The sequence below is a fragment of the Roseibacillus persicicus genome, assembly GCF_014651675.1.
GTDB lineage: Bacteria > Verrucomicrobiota > Verrucomicrobiia > Verrucomicrobiales > Akkermansiaceae > Roseibacillus > Roseibacillus persicicus.
Map to the genome: position 1 here is coordinate 1 of NZ_BMXI01000005.1, position 16,472 is coordinate 16,472.

11 protein-coding genes are annotated in these 16,472 nt (G+C 55.5%); 7 read left to right on the top strand and 4 right to left on the bottom strand.

Annotated features, from left to right (window positions below; translation table 11 throughout):
* Nucleotides 1-465: 465 nt before the first annotated feature.
* Together IE099_RS06950 and IE099_RS06955 are read right to left on the bottom strand one after the other, a co-directional pair.
* On the bottom strand, nt 466-1,542 hold the full coding sequence (locus tag IE099_RS06950) for an IS110 family RNA-guided transposase (protein ID WP_189568805.1): 1,077 nt from the start codon (nt 1,540-1,542) through the stop codon (nt 466-468).
* Nucleotides 1,543-2,199: 657 nt separating this feature from the next.
* Nucleotides 2,200-2,337: a hypothetical protein gene (locus tag IE099_RS06955; RefSeq protein ID WP_189568808.1), complete on the bottom strand. Its 138-nt coding sequence runs from the start codon at nt 2,335-2,337 to the stop codon at nt 2,200-2,202.
* Between the two features lie 473 nt (nt 2,338-2,810).
* Here IE099_RS06955 and IE099_RS06960 point away from each other — a divergent pair, with 473 nt between their 5' ends.
* Nucleotides 2,811-3,251, top strand: coding sequence for an SMI1/KNR4 family protein (locus tag IE099_RS06960; RefSeq protein ID WP_268244905.1), 441 nt, complete (start codon nt 2,811-2,813; stop codon nt 3,249-3,251).
* Nucleotides 3,252-3,377: 126 nt separating this feature from the next.
* Entirely contained in the window at nt 3,378-3,677 is a 300-nt protein-coding gene (locus IE099_RS06965) for a hypothetical protein (RefSeq protein WP_189568814.1), read from the top strand.
* A gap of 194 nt (nt 3,678-3,871) precedes the next feature.
* Here IE099_RS06965 and IE099_RS06970 read toward each other — a convergent pair whose 3' ends face one another.
* Both IE099_RS06970 and IE099_RS06975 read right to left on the bottom strand, forming a co-directional pair.
* The gene (locus IE099_RS06970) at nt 3,872-7,510 is read right to left on the bottom strand and encodes an immunoglobulin domain-containing protein (RefSeq protein ID WP_189568817.1); all 3,639 of its coding nucleotides are present in this window, start codon (nt 7,508-7,510) and stop codon (nt 3,872-3,874) included.
* A gap of 248 nt (nt 7,511-7,758) precedes the next feature.
* The gene (locus IE099_RS06975; RefSeq protein ID WP_189568820.1) at nt 7,759-8,352 is read right to left on the bottom strand and encodes a TetR/AcrR family transcriptional regulator; all 594 of its coding nucleotides are present in this window, start codon (nt 8,350-8,352) and stop codon (nt 7,759-7,761) included.
* Between the two features lie 142 nt (nt 8,353-8,494).
* On the opposite strand from IE099_RS06975, the gene IE099_RS06980 reads away from it, so the two are divergent.
* The 5 genes from IE099_RS06980 to IE099_RS07000 all read left to right on the top strand — a co-directional run bounded on the left by IE099_RS06980 (nt 8,495) and on the right by IE099_RS07000 (nt 16,358).
* Complete coding sequence (locus IE099_RS06980) at nt 8,495-9,613, top strand: efflux RND transporter periplasmic adaptor subunit (protein WP_189568822.1); 1,119 nt, start codon at nt 8,495-8,497, stop codon at nt 9,611-9,613.
* Nucleotides 9,614-9,652: 39 nt separating this feature from the next.
* Nucleotides 9,653-12,691: an efflux RND transporter permease subunit gene (locus tag IE099_RS06985; RefSeq protein WP_189568825.1), complete on the top strand. Its 3,039-nt coding sequence runs from the start codon at nt 9,653-9,655 to the stop codon at nt 12,689-12,691.
* Between the two features lie 362 nt (nt 12,692-13,053).
* A complete protein-coding gene (locus IE099_RS06990; RefSeq protein ID WP_189568828.1) occupies nt 13,054-13,365 on the top strand; it encodes a hypothetical protein in 312 nt (103 codons plus the stop codon).
* A gap of 156 nt (nt 13,366-13,521) precedes the next feature.
* Nucleotides 13,522-15,024 (top strand): DUF1800 domain-containing protein, encoded by a 1,503-nt coding sequence (locus IE099_RS06995; RefSeq protein ID WP_189568833.1) that lies wholly within the window; start codon nt 13,522-13,524, stop codon nt 15,022-15,024.
* Nucleotides 15,025-15,044: 20 nt separating this feature from the next.
* The gene (locus IE099_RS07000) at nt 15,045-16,358 is read left to right on the top strand and encodes a DUF1501 domain-containing protein (protein WP_189568836.1); all 1,314 of its coding nucleotides are present in this window, start codon (nt 15,045-15,047) and stop codon (nt 16,356-16,358) included.
* Nucleotides 16,359-16,472 lie beyond the last annotated feature (114 nt).

Sequence of the window (16,472 nt, forward strand, 5' to 3'; positions counted from 1 at the left end):
TGAAAGCGCGCTGAGTCGGTCGGATTGGGTGTGCTGCTATGAGGCTTTTATTGTCGAGTGTGTTTTCTCGGTTTTTTAGTTGGTGAGGTTTGAAAGATTAAAGAGATGTTCCTCCGACTTGGTGAACGTGCCTTTTCTGGCGGTCCAAACTGCTATCCGGGCGTTACGCGCAATGACGCAAGCTCAAGGTGTCTTATGCGATGACTGTCAGAGAGATGAAGGAAGGGCTCATTCTGGAAAGCGGCACTGGATAACCAAGCACACCTGCGAACGCCTTCCAACAACTCAAACTTGGTGGTTAAGGATGATAACCTGAAGGTTTCTAAAAATTTGGCTTCGTTCTTTTGTTCGTGTCGTGGTTGAGATGAAAAAAGGGAGGTGGGCGCGGTCAAGCTGGCGTCAGCTTGCCGGGGTCTGGGGCGGGTAGCCCTCAGGTTGAGCCTTGGCTGGAGTGGGCCGCGTTTCTCACGCGGGATTGGCTGGTTGTAGTCCGAGGTTTTCAAGGGTGGTTTGTTTGGTGGCGATTCGCCAGAGGTCGACGGCTAGGATGCGTGCCAGGGCGACGACGATTTGTTTGCGTCTGCCTCCACTGGCTTGTTGGTATTCGGCTTGCCATTTTTTCCAAGCATACCAATCGGGTTGCCAGCGGATGAGTCGCCAGGTGGCTTCGACGAGGTAGTTGCGCAGGAGTCGGTTGCCGTGTTTGTTGACCGAACCCAGGCGGCGGCTGCCTCCGCTACTGGATTCACTGGGGCAAAGGCCGGTGTAGCTGGCGACTTGTCCCCGGTTGTTGAAGCGGGTGAAGTCGCAGACCTCACCTTGAACCATGCGCCAGGTGAGTGCGCCGAGGCCTTTGGGTCGCAAGTTTTCGGCGATGGATTCTTCTTCGAGCTGGCGGGTAAGGGTTTTGAGTTGGGTCTCGATGGTGAGGATGATTTCGCGCAAGGGGATGAGGAGGGCGAGGAGTTCGGGTTCTTGCTTTTGAGTGCTTTCCCAGAGGTTGCCCTTCCACCATTGTCCCTTCAAGCGAACAGCCCAGAGGAGGGCTTGTCCGCGGCCGCGTTGGGCGTTGCTTTGGAGTTCTTTTTTGAAGGCTTCGCGTTGCCGTCCGAGGGCACGGCGACGCTCTTCTTCTTCGGTGGGAACACGCAGGACGTTGAGGACGGTGTGATTGCCGCGGTGGTAGCTTTCGACCCGTTGGCAGAGGATTCTGGCGTCGCGCTTGTCGGTTTTGACGCGGTCTTCGTTTTCAGACCAGCGCTTGGCGGCGACGACATGGCAGGTCACTCCCATGGCATGGAGTTGTCGATAGAGGACGAATCCGAGAGGGCCGGCTTCATAACAAGCGACGACGTCGTGAGCGGCCTTTTGTTGCTTGGCGACCCACTGGAGCAGGGAGTTTTCGCTGCGGAAGGTTTGCGCGGGCTGGGGGGAGAGTCCGTCGACTTGTCGAACGACGACGTATTTGTCGAGGTGAGCATCGATTCCGAGATAAATGACTTTGGCTTTTGGGGCAGTTTCTGATTTTGTAGTCTTCGACATGGTGGTTGTTTTTGTTGTTTGGTTTTGACGTCTCAACAATAGCAGCGCGTTCCGCGCGTTGCTAGCAGCCCCATGTCATCTGGAACGTTCGGCTGAAAACTTGTGCATATCTTTATCCTGCTACCATGTTTCGCGCTCTCCGGGTTGGTAATCGCAGGTTCTCTAGCACTTGTAATCAAGAGTGATTTCGGTAAGCCATTTCCTGATATTCTTTGCACGTTGGCTTGCTTGACCTCAATCCTTCTCCCTTTGAGTTTTGTTGAACAGGCAGGAGAGGTTACCAAATTACTCTATTTTCTGGGACTCTATGGCACTCCGTTGCTAATTTTTCTGTCGTTGGTAGCAAGGCTCTTTGGAGGAAGTGAGAATCGGCGAAGTAGTGTCCGCCTAGTAAAAATAAACTCAGTTTTACTGGTTGTGTGTGTACTCATTTCGCTTGCTTTCTCATGGCTTTCGGCCGTTTCAGCAGTCGGCGTCTGACTAGCAGCACGAACTAGGGCCGAACAATGCGCAGTACCACAAATCCGACCGCGCTGGCGAGTCGGAGGTTGACGGGAGGAGGGAAGGTGGTAGAACTGTTGAAAGCGCGCTGATTCGGTCGGATTGGGTGTGCTGAGACGTTCGAGTAAAATGAAGAAGTTGTTGAGGTTTATACCGCTAGTAGTCGCGTGCTTTTTTGGGGCGCTTATCGGTGTGAAGCTTCAAGATAGTCGGATTCCAGTCGAGGACGCTGTGGTAGGAAGAGATTTCCGTATTCTGTTGGTGGATGGAAAGCCTGTCGAGCGACGAAAGCATGGTGCTTTTCTAACTGTAGTTCCGGTGGCGATGATAGAGCCGGGTTTGCGAACTCTTACTGTTGAGCCGCGAAGTAGGGAGAATTCAACGCACAAGAGTGCCACTTCGTTCGAATTCAAGGCAGAACTGCTAAAGGGGATCGACCGTTATGTTGTTGTGGCTGACGAGAATGGGAATCCGGTATTAGTTGTGCTGAAGATTTAGCTTCTAGTAGTCTTCAGTGAGGTTGCATTGCTGTCAACTTGTCGAACAATTCGCAGCACCCAAATCTGACCCAGCGCGTGGCCAACTCGGAAGTTTTGCTTCTTCGGTCGGGATTGTTGGCTGTCCGGATGCATTTTGGCTTCACGGGTCAGATTGTGTGTGCTAGACGTACGACTAAAATGATTTCATGGGAAAGTAAGCTCAAGGTGACGGCGAGTATTATCGAAAATTAAGATGTCGACGCTGAAGATATAGGAGCAGACTTCTACTTGAACCCGAGTGGGGGAGCCTGCGAAAAGGATCTTGCTATGTTGACAGCCGAATTCGGCTTCATCCCAAAGGATTACCTGCGATTTCTAGAAGTTACGGACGGAGCCGATTTAGTCCAGTGCGTGTTCTACTGTGTTGGTGAATCTGAATTTTTACACTTCAATAATGGGGAAGTCTATAAAGAGGAGTATCCGAAGTCTGAATGGTATGTCTTTGGTCACAACGCAGGGGGAGACCCCTTGCTGCTGTCCATCGATGGAACAGTGCATGTTGGATTCGGTAAGTCAGTTAAGGGAGAGTCACGCCAAATAGCAGATTCATTTTCAGAGTTTCTTAGCCTTGTTGTGTTTGGTCAGAACTTTGGCATGTTATATGGAGAATCGGCAGACTTAGCAGAAGACGCATGGTTTGCATTCTTGAACAAACAAGGCTGGATATAGTGGTCGAACAAGCAGCAGCACCACAAATCCGACCGCGCTGGCGAGGTGGTGGATTGATGAGGTGTTGGGAGTTGGGCTGTAGAGCTCGTTGAAATGGTTGTAGCGTGTTGTGGTACTTGAATTGAAATGGAGATATTTCTCAGTTGTTCGACGTTCCTTGGGTATGGGAGAGACGTGCTGGAAGATGCTGTGGAGGAGTATCTGGGTAGTAATGCCGAAGTGACCGGCGGTGGAGCTGGCAATCGTGGATGGAACGTTGATATCGACGTCGTTCGGGAGCTTGATGAGTGCGAGCTGAGGGATTTTTGTAGATTCCTGATTGGCTTTGGTGTGGCCCCCCATGCTTTGTTGGAGCTTTATTCGGAGGGTGGGCCAAAACGGAGGCTTGTGATTGGGGAGTTTTCCGGTCTTGGCTCGTCTGAGTGACTATTCAGCATTGTGAGGGGCGGGGATGAACTTTTAACCGCCCAATTTTGAAATCGTGGGAAAGTGGAATTGTTCCCGATGAGGCCGGAGGGAGTTATCGCGGTTCGAGAGCGGGTGCCAAGCTCGCTCCTTTACATAAGAAAAAGGGAGCCGCAGCTCCCCTTGATTTCTTGAAGTTTGAGATGTGATCCCGGCTACCGCACTACGCGGAAGAAGTTTGCGGGGCTGCTGGTAGGCACTTGATAGGGGGATACTGCGCCAGGGACAGGAGTCCAGCCGGTGGGATTGCTCAAGTCCTCGTTCTGATGAAGGGTGCCCGAGGGCCAAGTGATGGTGGGGACTCCGCCGATGGTCTCGATGTCGATGGTGACATCGGGGACGACGCTCAAGATTGCAGTCTGATAGCCTAGTCCCAAGTAGAAGGATCGGTTCAGGCCATTGAAGTCAATTAAGGCGCTGATCTCACCATTGGAATCTGCTTCTCGCACACCGAGGAGACCATGGAAGATGTCGAGTGTTCCGGTGGCCCCGGTGTTCAGGCCGGTGTCGGAGGCTAGGGTTTCCTCGAATGTGATGAGCGCATTTCCGTCGAGTCCGGCGCTAATGCGATCGCCTCCGTCTTGAAAGCCGAAGAGAAGCCAAACCGCATACTTTTCGCCGGGAGTCAGTCCGGAGATCGTGGTGCGGAGCTCGTTGTCGACATCGGAGACGTTCTCGTTTTCGCGATAGGACAGGTAGCTCGCAGTGGAGAGGCCGGGCACGATTGCGTCCGTGATTTCGGTCCACAGTCCGTCTGTCTCAGCAGTCGCCTGATCGTTCGAGAAGAAAGTGCTGCTGTTATTGCGGGTCAAGACGGTATTGGAACTGTCGGGGAAGACGAAGGTGCCGATGTAATCTAGAACCGTCACCAAGGATGCCCCGGTGCTGGTTGTTGAACCTTGGGAGTTGGTCGCCACCACGGTGTAGACTCCGGCATCTGTTTCATCGACTTCCGTCAGGGAGAAGGTCGAGGCGGTGGCTCCCGGAATATCGACTCCATCTTTCTGCCATTGATAAGTAATCGCTTCAACCGAGCTGGCGGAGGCGGAGAAGGTGACATCGTTTCCATAGAGGACGGATGCATCACGGGGAGCAATGGTGAAGAGTGGTGCGGAGGCGGCGGGGACCGCCAGCTGATATCCTAGGCCATTGTAAACCGTGCGACCGCTGCCGGGGAGATAGTCGACATTGACTTTGATCTCACCATTGCTGTCGGAAGTTTTTACCCCCAGTAGGCCGTGGAGAATATTCCAAGTGTCGCCTCCGCTACCGGGAAGAGCCACCGAGCCCAGTCCGGTATCGAGCATCTCTGCGATGAGGATGGGTTCCATGTCTTCGCCGGCAAAGGCGGCCTGAAGGCCAGTCGAGAAGCCGGGCTTATAGCTTAAAAGAGTCCAGACTGCGTAATCAGTATTGGGTGTGAGGCCGGTGATGGTGGTTTGGAGCTCTGTTCCGCCAGTATCCGAGCCCAGAGTAGCCGCCGTGGTCTGGTAACCGTAGGGGCTGATGGAAGGCAGAATACCGAAGACTCCCCGTTGGAACCAGAGGCCATTGGAATGCGAGCTTGCTTCCGTGGTGGCGAACCATGTGATGGTATCATCTTCCACTAGAACAGTGTTGTTCTCATCGGGGATGACGACCGTTCCCAAGTAATCCTGGAGAGGGACGAGGGTGGTCGCATTGCTGGTGACCGAGCCATTGGTATTGCTAACGATAACGTCGTAGTCGCCGGCATCGGACACAGCGACTGAGCTGAAGGTGAGGGTCGCGCTATTGGCCCCAGGAATGTCGACTCCGTTTTTGCGCCACTGGTAGGAGAGGGCCGCACCGGATTCAGCAGAGACCGTGAGGGTTGTGCTTTCACCGATTAAGGTCGTCTGAGTAGTTGGGCGCTCTGCCACTCTTGGCAAGGCGGTGGGATCAAAGGCTGCAACATAATGCGCGAGCACTTGACTGCCAGACAGGACTGAACCGTAGAAGGCGACCTCATCGATATCTCCGGTAAAGAGGTCTCCCGGAGTGGCCTCCTCGTTGGCTCCCGCACCAATGCGGCTTTCCCAAGATGTTTGCGGGACAAAATTGGTGATGGGGAGGGTTCCGGCTAACAAACCATTGACATAAAGTTCCATTTGGGTGCCGTCGCAAGTGGCTACGACGTGACTCCAAAGGTTCGTCGCGGCTGTCGGTCCAGTGAGCGTATTCCAAGCATTGGAACCAGTTCCGGTCAGATCACCCTGTCCGGTTTGGAAGGCCCAACGACCAGCTGAATCGAGGCCGACTTCGTAGCCTGTGATATTTTCCGTAGTTTCGAAAACGCGAGAACCAAAGACGGTGCGAACTCCGGTGCCGCCGGTCGGCTTGGCCCAAAATTCTACTGAAAATACTGCAGGGTTGAGGTCGGCATCAAATGAAGTGGGCCAAAGTGCAGAGTCTCCCGCGGCATCGAATGTCATGGCGGTGTTAGAAGAACCGAGAATGGCTCCTTGGGTCTCCAGCACGGTATCTTGACCAATGGGGAAATTGTTCTGCGGGGTGGTTTCGTCGAGAGCTTCCGTGGCTCCACTGCCTTCTCCCAGACGGAGGTATGCGACGGGAAAGTCGGCGAGGATGGTGTCGGGGTAATCGCTGCTTGGTAGCGCAGGGACAACGAGTTGGCCACCGGCAGAGGAGGCCACGGCATTCCCCGCGAGGCTGACCAAGACATCGTAGTTGCCAGCGTCTCCGGTCGCAATGTTCTCAATCACGAGGGTGTCCGCGGTGGCTCCTGCGATAGGGGTTCCGTCCTTCCGCCACTGATAGGTGTAGGTCTGGGTGGCAGGCATCGCGATGGAGAAGCTGGCGGAGGTCCCTTGCAATCCAACTTGCTGGGAGGGAGTAACGGCGGGAACTGTCACCGAAAGAGATGCGGCGCTAGTGGAGATTGTTCCACCCGAATGAGAGATGACGGCCGAGTAGTTGGCGATGTCGTCGTCATCTGCTGCGGAGATGGTAAGAGTCGAGTTGGTTTGCCCTGGTAGGTCGGTACCGTTCTTTTGCCATTGGTAGGAAAGTGACGCAGACGTGACGATGGTGGCATCGAAGGTCACGCTTTCGCCAAGAGTAACGGTAGCGGAAGAGGGGGTTACCGGGACGGAAGTGACTTGGCGGTATCCGACGCCATCATACCAAGTCCGACCGCCTCCGTCGTAGGTGTTGATGTAGACCGGAACGTTTCCCGAGCCATCGGCAAAGGTCAATCCAAGCACGCACATGTAGAGGTCACGATTGTCCTCAGAGGTCTCGAGGGGAGCCGAAAAGGAATAAGTAACCCCATTGATGGTCACCTCGCTACTAGTTGATGGATTGGGTGAGGCATCGGCAGTCAGGTCGCCGAGGGGAAAGAAACGCCCGGCGGGACCATTGCGGAATTGGGTCAGGTTTCCTGACTCCAAGCCTGCGCTCATGTCCCATATTGTCCCGGCGGTCCAACCAAAGGAATAGACTTCGTAGAGGCCGGAAGGGACCAGGCCGGTCAGGGTCGTTGTGAGCTCGGGGAGTCCAGTTTCAGTCGTGCCACCCGCCCAAACAGCGCCGTCAGAGGGAGTAGGGTTGGCAAAGTTGGAGTCATTGTCGTAACCCCATTGATTGTCGCCTGAGGGGCGAGCCGGGGAGGTGATGTTCCCTCCCGGGACGGGCACGTCTCCGCCGACGAGGGTATTGGTCAGATCGGCATCGACGTAGGTGATTTGGGCATGGAGCAGGGGCGCCGATACGAGCCCTCCAGCAATCAGCCACTTTAAGCTTTTTAGGTTCATGGATTCAATGGTTTGTTAGCCGAAAACTACTCGGCCATCAGGAACACTCCACCAACGGGTAAAATTGCCCATGAAATGATCGAGTGGATGAGCCACAGAATAAACGACTAGCTCTCAGCGAATCTTAAAAGTCATCATCCCTCAAGGAAGAAGCACTCTGAAGTGACTGAAGATCGCCAATGGGGTGGGGAGCCTTTGGCTGGCTACCTGCTTTTTTTCTAGAAAGAAGAAGGCTGGCGAATAAACTTTTATGAGCCGTGATAGTCCCGATTTTCGAGGTAGGAGGCGTGGACCTCTACGGTGGCTTCGAGAAGTTGCTGCAGCTCTGAGGGAAGGGTGATTGAATGCTTCATCTCGATGGTTGAGACTGCAATCAAGCGAGCGAGGACTGTGCGGCTCAGTTCACGGTCCTTGCTAGAGATGCCTTGCGAGTCCACGGACATTGCTTCGAGGAGTTTGCTCTCCATGCTTTCTAGCATTTGTTTGCGGAGGTCGGGGGCGAAGGTGTAGGCGAATTCCAGGATTTCTTCTGCTTGCGGACTGGCGCTGACTAATGTGAAAGGCTCCAGAATCCAGGTTTCCAGCACGGCGGTGAGGCGCTCCCGAAGCCCGCAGCATTGGAGAAATTTTCTATCCGTTTCCTGACAAAATTCTTCCTCTTTCCGGGTGATGACGGCGCGGAAGATGTCCTCCTTGTTGGCGAAAACCAGATAGAGGGAGGGGCGTGACATCCCGGCCTTATCGGCGATGTCGCCCATGGTGGCTTTCTTGAATCCATAACGGAGGAAGACCTCAAGGGCAGCATCCAGAACCTGATTCTGTTTCTCGGTTTCGGGGGTCACTGAAAACAGTTTGACAAAATTGGTAAATTTGTCAATTGTTCGTCGCTGACAAATTTACAAAAAACGTCAGGAGGCGGACGTCGCTCGAGGAAGATTCCGCAGGGCACCTACCTTTTCCTCAAAACCCACATCCTACTCGATTATGAAAGTGAGCTCTCTTTTCCCAAATTCGATTCCGGCCTCCCGCACCCTGGGCCTGCTGGTGATGCCGCTATCGTTGCTTCTTCTTTCTTGTCAGGAGGAGCAAGAGACGGCGGTGGAGAAGACGCCACGACCGGTGAAGGTCGCGGTCGTTCATGAGGGAGGTCTACCGAAGGTGGTTGAATTTCCCGGTCGCATTGAACCCGTCCAAAAAGCTTGGAAAGCCTTCGAGGTCACGGGACGCATTGTCGAGTTGCCGGTGAAGGAGGGGCAGGAGGTCCAGAAGGGGGAGGTGCTCGCCAAGCTGGATGCGAGAGACTTTCAATCTGCCCGCGACTCTGCGCGGGCGAGCTACGAGGCGGCCCAAAGTGTGACCGAACGCTTTCGAGCTCTGATTGAGAAAAAGGCGATCTCGCAGCAGGAGGTGGATTTGGCGGAGCGCGATCTACTGACCGCGCGGGCGAACTTTGAGCGGGCGAAAAAGGCGCTTCAAGACACGGTCATGGTAGCGGACTTCGACGGGCAAGTGGCGGAGATTCGGGTGGAGGATTTCGCGAATGTGACCGCAAAGCAGGAGATTTTACTGATTCAAGATACCTCGGAGCTGGAGGTTGCGATTCAGGTTCCGGAGCAGATGCTCACCGTGCCGGTGCCAGGGGAAACAGATGCGGAAAAGGTCGCCAGCACCAATCCCGTGGTGGTGGTGAGCTCTTTGCCGGGGCAGGAGTTCCCCGCGCGTTTCAGTGAATTTTCCGAGAGGGCAGACCCCGTGACGAGAACCTACGAAGCCACTCTAGTCTTCAGTCCCGGGGAGGACTCCCTTCTCCAGCCGGGAATGACTGCGAAAGTGCGGGCGGCGATTCCGGCTAACACGGTTTCGGGTTCGGTCGGTTTTCCCGTTCCTCTCGGTGCGGTGTTTTCGCGGGAAGATGGGCAGTCGCGGGTTTGGAGGTTGGACCCGGAGACCTCGCTGGTGGCCGGAGTGGAGGTGACGCCCGGGGCAATCGTCGAGGGCCAGATGGTGGTCAGTGGTCCGTTGAAGGACGGTGATATCGTGGTGACCTCCGGGGTGCATCGCTTGAGTGAGGGCGATGAAGTGCGGGTCTGGAAGGAACAGTAGTCCTGCGCTTGGCACTCAAAACAAACATGCTTTTTCGCTATGAATATTGCTGAATTTTTTCTCCGTCGCAAGACCACCACGCTGGTGTTGGCGGCAGTGCTGCTCCTCGGCGGCCTGATCAATTATCAGGACATGAGCCGCTTGGAGGATCCGGAGTTTACGATCAAGGACGCCCTGGTGGTGACTCCTTATCCCGGGGCTTCGCCCAAGGAGGTGGAGGAGGAAGTGACTGATGAGGTCGAGACCGCGATCCAGCAGATGGGGCAGCTTGATGAGATTTTGTCGCGCTCGGAGCGGGGTCTTTCAACCGTCACGGTGAGTATTCGCGAGCAGTATGACCGCGAGACCTTGCCACAGGTTTGGGACGAGCTTCGCCGAAAGGTGAATGATGTGCAGGCCAGCCTCCCGCCGGGAGCGGGGCCCTCGGTGGTCTTCGATGACTATGGGGACGTTTATGGCATCTATCTCGCTCTCTACGGGGAGGAGTATACCTATGCTGAGTTGAAGGAAGTTGCGGACTTTCTCAAACGCGAGCTGCTCCTAGTCGACGATGTGGCGAAGGTTGAAATCCATGGTCACCGCACCGAGGCGATTGTTGTGGAGCCGCGAAGCGAGCGTCTGGCCGGCATGGGCTTGAGCCGGGCTGCACTCTTGCAGGAATTGCGGGAGAAAAACCTGGTGCGCGATACGGGCCGGGTTCGCATCGGTGATGAGTTCATCGCCCTCGACCCCACGGGCGAGATCACCTCGGTGGAGGACTTTGAGGACATTACGTTCTCTCTGGATGGCAACCAATTCTTTCTGCGTGACCTCGCGAAAGTGCATCGGGCCTATATCGATCCTCCGGGAGAGATGTTGCGTTTCGATTCCCAGAAGGCTTTGGGGATTGGCATCTCCACCGTGTCGGGCGGTAACGTGGTGACGATGGGAAAGGCCATTGACCGGCGCCTTGCCGAGTTGCAGGGAGACATTCCGCTGGGGGTTGAGGTTGGAGTCATCTCCCATCAGGCCGATTCCGTGACCGAAGCGATCGATGGCTTTATCTCCAGCTTGATGCAAGCGCTGGCGATTGTGTTCATCGTCTTGTTCGTCTTCATGGGGCTGCGCAGTGGCTTGCTCATCGGGGCAGTTCTGGTGCTGACCATCATTGGAAGTTTTATCATTCTAAATCCCATGGGCGTGGCGCTGGAGCGGATTTCGCTGGGAGCTCTCATCATCGCGCTCGGCATGCTGGTGGACAATGCCATCGTTATCGTCGATGGCATGCTCGTCGAGATGAAGCGGGGGCAAAAGGCCAATGATGCTGCCATCAAGGTGGTGAAGCAATCGGCTCTTCCTCTGTTGGGGGCGACGGCCATCGCGGTCTTTGCCTTTGCGGCCATCGGGACTACCGACAATGCCACCGGGGAGTTCTGCCGTTCGCTCTTTCTAGTGATTTGTGTCTCGCTGTTTCTCAGTTGGGTCACCGCTGTCACGGTGACGCCACTGTTGGGGGTGATGTTTCTCAAGGTGAAGTGTCCGAAAGAAGGGGAAGAGCGGAGTGAGCCTTTCAACAATCGTTTCTATCGAGCCTACAAGGGGATTTTGCGCGGCTGTATCCGCTTTCGCTGGCTCACCGCGTTGGTCGTCTTTGCACTTTTCGTGACCTCGATGTGGGGCTTTGGTTTCGTGAAGCAGGCCTTCTTTCCACCCTCTAACAGAGACCAGTATCTCGTCGATTTCTGGTTGCCGCAGGGGACTCACATCGAGGAAAATAGTGAACAATCGAGACGATTGGAGGAGTGGCTTGCGGAGCAGCCTGAGGTCGAGCACGTGACTTCGTTGATCGGGCGGGGCGGGCTTCGCTTCTTGCTAACCTATCAGCCCGAATTGCCGAATCCGGCCTATACCCAGTTCATTGTCGATGTCGACGACTCCCATTCGGTTCCGGGGTTGATCGCACGCACCGATGCCTTTTTGGAAAAGGAATTTCCTGATGCCCTCGGCTATGGGGTGAAGTTCGAATTGGGACCGGGAGGAAAGGGCAAAATCCAAGCTCGATTCTCCGGACCAGATCCCGCGGTTCTGCGCAATCTGTCGTCGCAAGCGGAGGAGATCTTTGCCGCCCATCCCAATAGCAAATCGGTTCGTAACGACTGGCGTCAGCGCGTCAAGGTGCTGCGCCCGCAGTTGGCCGAGGACCGGGCCAATTTGCTCGGAATTGGCAAGAGCGAACTCTCGGATGCGATTCGCCAGGCCTTCGAGGGGGTGATGGTAGGTGTCTATCGGGAAGGCGACCAACTCCTCCCCGTGGTCCTTCGCGCGCCGGAGGACCAGCAGAGCGACTTCGACCAATTGGACAATATTCAGATCTGGAGCCCCGTGGCTGGTCAGCGCGTTCCGCTGGGGCAGGTGGTCTCCGGGGTGGAAACAGTCTTCGAGGACGAGATTCGCATGCGCCTCGACCGCAAGCCCATCATCACCGCCTACACCGACCCTATCAAGGGGCCCGCCAGCGAGTTGTTCCAAGAGCTGCGTCCGCAAATTGAAGCCATTCCCTTGCCGGAAGGTTATGAGTTGCTCTGGTATGGCGAATACAAGGACTCGAACGATGCCAACGAGGCCCTCGCCGCCGGCCTGCCGTTATTCACCCTCCTGATGGTGTTGACGACCATCTTCTTGTTCAACTCCATTCGCCAGCCGCTGGTGGTTTGGCTTTGCGTGCCGTTGGCGCTGATTGGAGTTTCGGTGGGGCTGCTCACCACGGGGCAACCTTTTACCTTTATGGCCTTGTTAGGATTTCTCAGCCTGTCCGGGATGTTGATTAAGAATGCCGTCGTCATGATCGACGAGCTCAATGTCCAATTGGCGGAAGGGAAAGAGCCCTTCGATGCTGTAGTGGACTCGGCTGCCAGCCGTCTCATGCCTGTGGCGATGGCGGCATCGACCACGGCGCTGGGGATGATTCCGCTCTTCTTCGATGCCTTCTTCGCAGCCATGGCGGTGACCATTGTCTTCGGCCTGATGTTTGCGACGGTTCTGACGACTATCTTTGTACCAGTCCTCTACACCATCTTTTACCGCGTGCGGGTGAAGTGACCTTTCTGAAAGCCGCTTGAGGCGGGCGGCTAAGGAAACGTTGTGAAATTTAAGCCGCAAAAATGCGCAAAAAGAACGCAAAAAAGAAAAGTAATTTGAGTATTACAAAGCTTTCCGAACCCGAATTAAAATTGATTTGTGTTGTGTTAGGGTAACTTGGGGACAGTTCCTCTTCGCTTGGGGTAGTAGCTTAAACTTTTTTCAGATCGTCTTATTAATCTTGATGAGATAAAGGTCCAATCGAACCCAATATGCATTCTCTTCTCGAAGCGCCACTCGGACGATTTGTTGTTACATTTTTATTGGGTCTTCCTGTTGTCCTTGCTGTTCGACTACTGAAGGACCGAACTCCTGAGGGCAGAGTGAGTGGAAACCTGGCATGGTTGCTTGGCGATTCGCCGGAGTATCCTGAGGGGCTGCCGTATGAAAAGTTTTGTTTGATCGCCGGCTCGGTGAGGATGACCTTACTCGCCTCTTTGCCACTCTTGGCGGGGATTAGTTTGCTTTTGGTAACGGTTCATGAAGGCTCTGGATCAGTGTGGAGCTGGATTGCGGGGGGATTCGGTCTTTTTGGAATATCGATGCTTTTTGGAGGGATGACGAAGCTGTTCTTCAAGCGCTACCTTGGGGCTGAGATTCGGCGATTCAACGAGCAAACTACCGAGATCGACTGAGAGGGGCTCTGGGTCGTATCGGACGCTGTTTTCTCGAAGGAGCAGGAGGATGCACTGGCACTTGAGGATTGGAGCGCTGGGTGCGTTCTGAGGGCGGGGGGCAATTTTTGTCAGAGTGGCGCAACTTTATGGGTATTATCTGGTTGAATGGGAATGATGGCTGAGCTTTCCAACGACTGGACAATCTACGAGGCGGCGCATTTGCTGAATCGGGCGGGCTTCGGGGGCACTCCGTCCGTGATTGAGGATTTTCACCAAATGGGGCGGCACGGAGCGGTCGATTGGCTCTTGGAGGCCAAGGAAAAGACCCCGGTTTCGCCCCCGGCGTGGACGAAGGAGGAGCGGGGCGACCGGCTTGCGGAGCTCCGACAGGACCGCGCCCAGTTCGCTGGTCTAAGCGTGAAAGAACGGGAAGAGATGCGGCGAAAGCTTCAGCGCGAACGTCAGCAGGAGTATCGCAAGCAGAACCGTTCGCTCACCGGATGGTGGGTCAATCGCATGATTCAAACCGATGCCCCCTTGGTGGAAAAGATGGCGCTATTCTGGCACGACCACTTTCCCAGCAGCAGCCAGAAGGTTCGCGTTCCCCAGTTTCTTTACCAACAGAATGCTCTCTTTCGCAAAGAGGCGTTGGGCAACTTTGGTCGTCTGACCCATGCCATCGCCGAGGACCCGGCGATGATGATTTATCTCGATTCCTCGCAATCGAGTAAGAAGAAACCCAACGAGAACTTTGCCCGCGAGTTGATGGAGCTCTTCACCCTGGGGGAGGGGCACTATACCGAGGAGGATATCAAGGGAGCCGCGCGAGCCTTTACGGGCTACCGGGTCGATCGCTTGACTGGGAAGGTGTCCTTTCAGCAGCGGCTGTGGGATGAGGGAGATAAGACGATTCTGGGGCAGACCGGCCCCTTCAAGGGGCAAGATGTGGTGAAGATCCTGTTGGAGAATCCGCGGTGTGGCCACTATCTGGCGGAGAAGATTTGGGAGTTCTTTGCTTACGAAAATCCCGAGCCGGAATTGCTCTCCCGTCTCGGCAACGGCTTCTTCAAGGTGGGATACGAATTGAAACCGCTCCTGCGAAAGATCTTCCTAAGCGAAGAGTTCTATTCGCCCCGTGCCATGCATTCGCAGATTAAGAGTCCGCTCTCCTTCCTCGCGATGATGTATCGCCAGTTGGAGCTGGGCAGTGTGCCTGAGGCCGTGGTCTTCCAAGTGCTCCAACAATTGGGACAGTTGCCTTTCCTGCCGCCCAATGTGGCGGGATGGGATTGGGGCCGGGCGTGGGTCAATACCAACACCCTGCTCACCCGCTATCACTTCGCCGGATTGGTCACCGGGGCAGGCGGTGACCCTAAAATGGTGATGAGTGGTCAGATGGCGAACAATGCCAAGGCCTCAGCCTTTCTCGGTCGCGCTCTCCAGCGGGGCATGACCCGTCCGGACTTTGAAAAGCTGGCACCGCGCGAAGAGCGGGAAGACATTCCCAAGCTCGTTCGCAATCTGGGCTTTCGACTCTTCGGAGCGCCCCTTTCCGAGAAAGATCGCGTCGCCTTTGAAAGCTATGCCAAGGCCAAAAAGGGCGTGGTCTTTACCAACACCGAAGTGGCGGAGCTCATGCACCTCATGATGTCCACCCCAACCTATCAACTGACCTGAAATCGAGTAGTTCAAAGCTAATGAATGATTATTTTAAAACCCGCCGGGAGTTTCTTCGCACTGGAATCTGGGGCGCTTCCGCCTCGTGGACTCTTCCGCTTTTCCTGCAAAGAACCTTTGGGGAAATTGATGCCAGTGCGCGCGATTTGGCTATTCAAGCCGCGAGCGGCAAGGACGACGAGATCCTGGTGGTGCTGCAAATGGCTGGGGGAAATGACGGGCTCAATACCCTCGTTCCCTTTGGCGATGAGGACTACCACAAGGCCCGTCCCACACTGGGGAAAAAGGCGAAAGACCTCATCAAGGTTGGCGATGGTCTGGGATTGAATAACAATCTGAAGAGCCTCGCGGGGCTTTATGACGAGGGCGATCTCGCCATTGTGCAGGGGGTGGGTTATCCCAATCCCAACCGCTCGCACTTTGTCTCGACCTCGGTCTGGGAGACCGCCGATCCGCTCGCGCGATCCAATACCGGATGGCTGGGACGCTACTTTGACAATCAGTGCGAGGGCAGCGATCCCATGGTCGGGGTCAGCCTGCGCAAGACCCAACCGGAGTCCTTCGGGGCCGAGCGCAATTCGGGCATCAGTCTCTCCGCGCCGGAGCTCTACCGTTGGATTCACGGCGGAGATCAGCTGGAAGCGGCGGAAGAGGTCTTTGCGGATTTGAACGCACCCGGGATGTCCGAGATGGCTGCCGCAGCGGGAGATTCCATCGCGGAAGTCGGAGCTACGGGAGGTCTAGTAGGTGAGGACAATGCGTCCTATCTGGAGCGCGTGGCGCTGAATGCCCAAGTGAGCTCGGACGAAGTGGTCAAGCTGGCCCGCAAGCACAAGTCCTCCACCAATTACCCCGGCACTCCCTTGGGGCAGAGCCTCGGCTTGGTGGGGCGAATGATTGCGGGAGGCATGCCTACCCGGGTCTATTACGTCAATCACGGTGGCTTCGATACCCATCGCCAGCAGGCTGGTCGCCACGATCAGTTGCTTGGGCAGATGGATGCCGCGCTGAAATCGTTTTTCGCAGACTTGAAAGCGCAGGGAAATTATCAACGGGTCACGGTGATGACCTTCTCCGAGTTCGGCCGTCGCGTGGGCGAAAATGCCAGTGGCGGAACCGACCACGGTCAGGGCTCCTGTCTCTTTGTTGCGGGCGGGGGTGTGAAGGGTGGACTCTACGGGCAATATCCCAGCCTGACTGATCTGAGCAAAGGCGATCTGAAGTTCACCACCGACTTCCGCAAAGTCTACGCCACGCTGTTAGATGGCTGGCTCAAGACCGACTCTCAAGCGATTCTCGGCAAGAAATTCGACCCACTGGGTTTCCTGGGTTAGCGCGGATCGCGAGTGCCCCCACTCGCCCCACCATACCGGCAAACAGCGAAATCGTTCCCGCGACGGAGCGCGTCGAGGGGAATTTTCTACTCCCAGACTTGGCCTTTTCCTCCC

Coding starts and splice junctions, on each gene's coding strand:
- IE099_RS06950 (WP_189568805.1), bottom strand. CDS start 1,542: ATGTCGAAGACTACAAAATCAGAAACTGCCCCAAAAGCCAAAGTCATT.
- IE099_RS06955 (WP_189568808.1), bottom strand. CDS start 2,337: ATGCTTTCGTCGCTCGACAGGCTTTCCATCCACCAACAGAATACGGAA.
- IE099_RS06965 (WP_189568814.1), top strand. CDS start 3,378: ATGGAGATATTTCTCAGTTGTTCGACGTTCCTTGGGTATGGGAGAGAC.
- IE099_RS06970 (WP_189568817.1), bottom strand. CDS start 7,510: ATGAACCTAAAAAGCTTAAAGTGGCTGATTGCTGGAGGGCTCGTATCG.
- IE099_RS06980 (WP_189568822.1), top strand. CDS start 8,495: ATGAAAGTGAGCTCTCTTTTCCCAAATTCGATTCCGGCCTCCCGCACC.
- IE099_RS06985 (WP_189568825.1), top strand. CDS start 9,653: ATGAATATTGCTGAATTTTTTCTCCGTCGCAAGACCACCACGCTGGTG.
- IE099_RS06995 (WP_189568833.1), top strand. CDS start 13,522: ATGGCTGAGCTTTCCAACGACTGGACAATCTACGAGGCGGCGCATTTG.
- IE099_RS07000 (WP_189568836.1), top strand. CDS start 15,045: ATGAATGATTATTTTAAAACCCGCCGGGAGTTTCTTCGCACTGGAATC.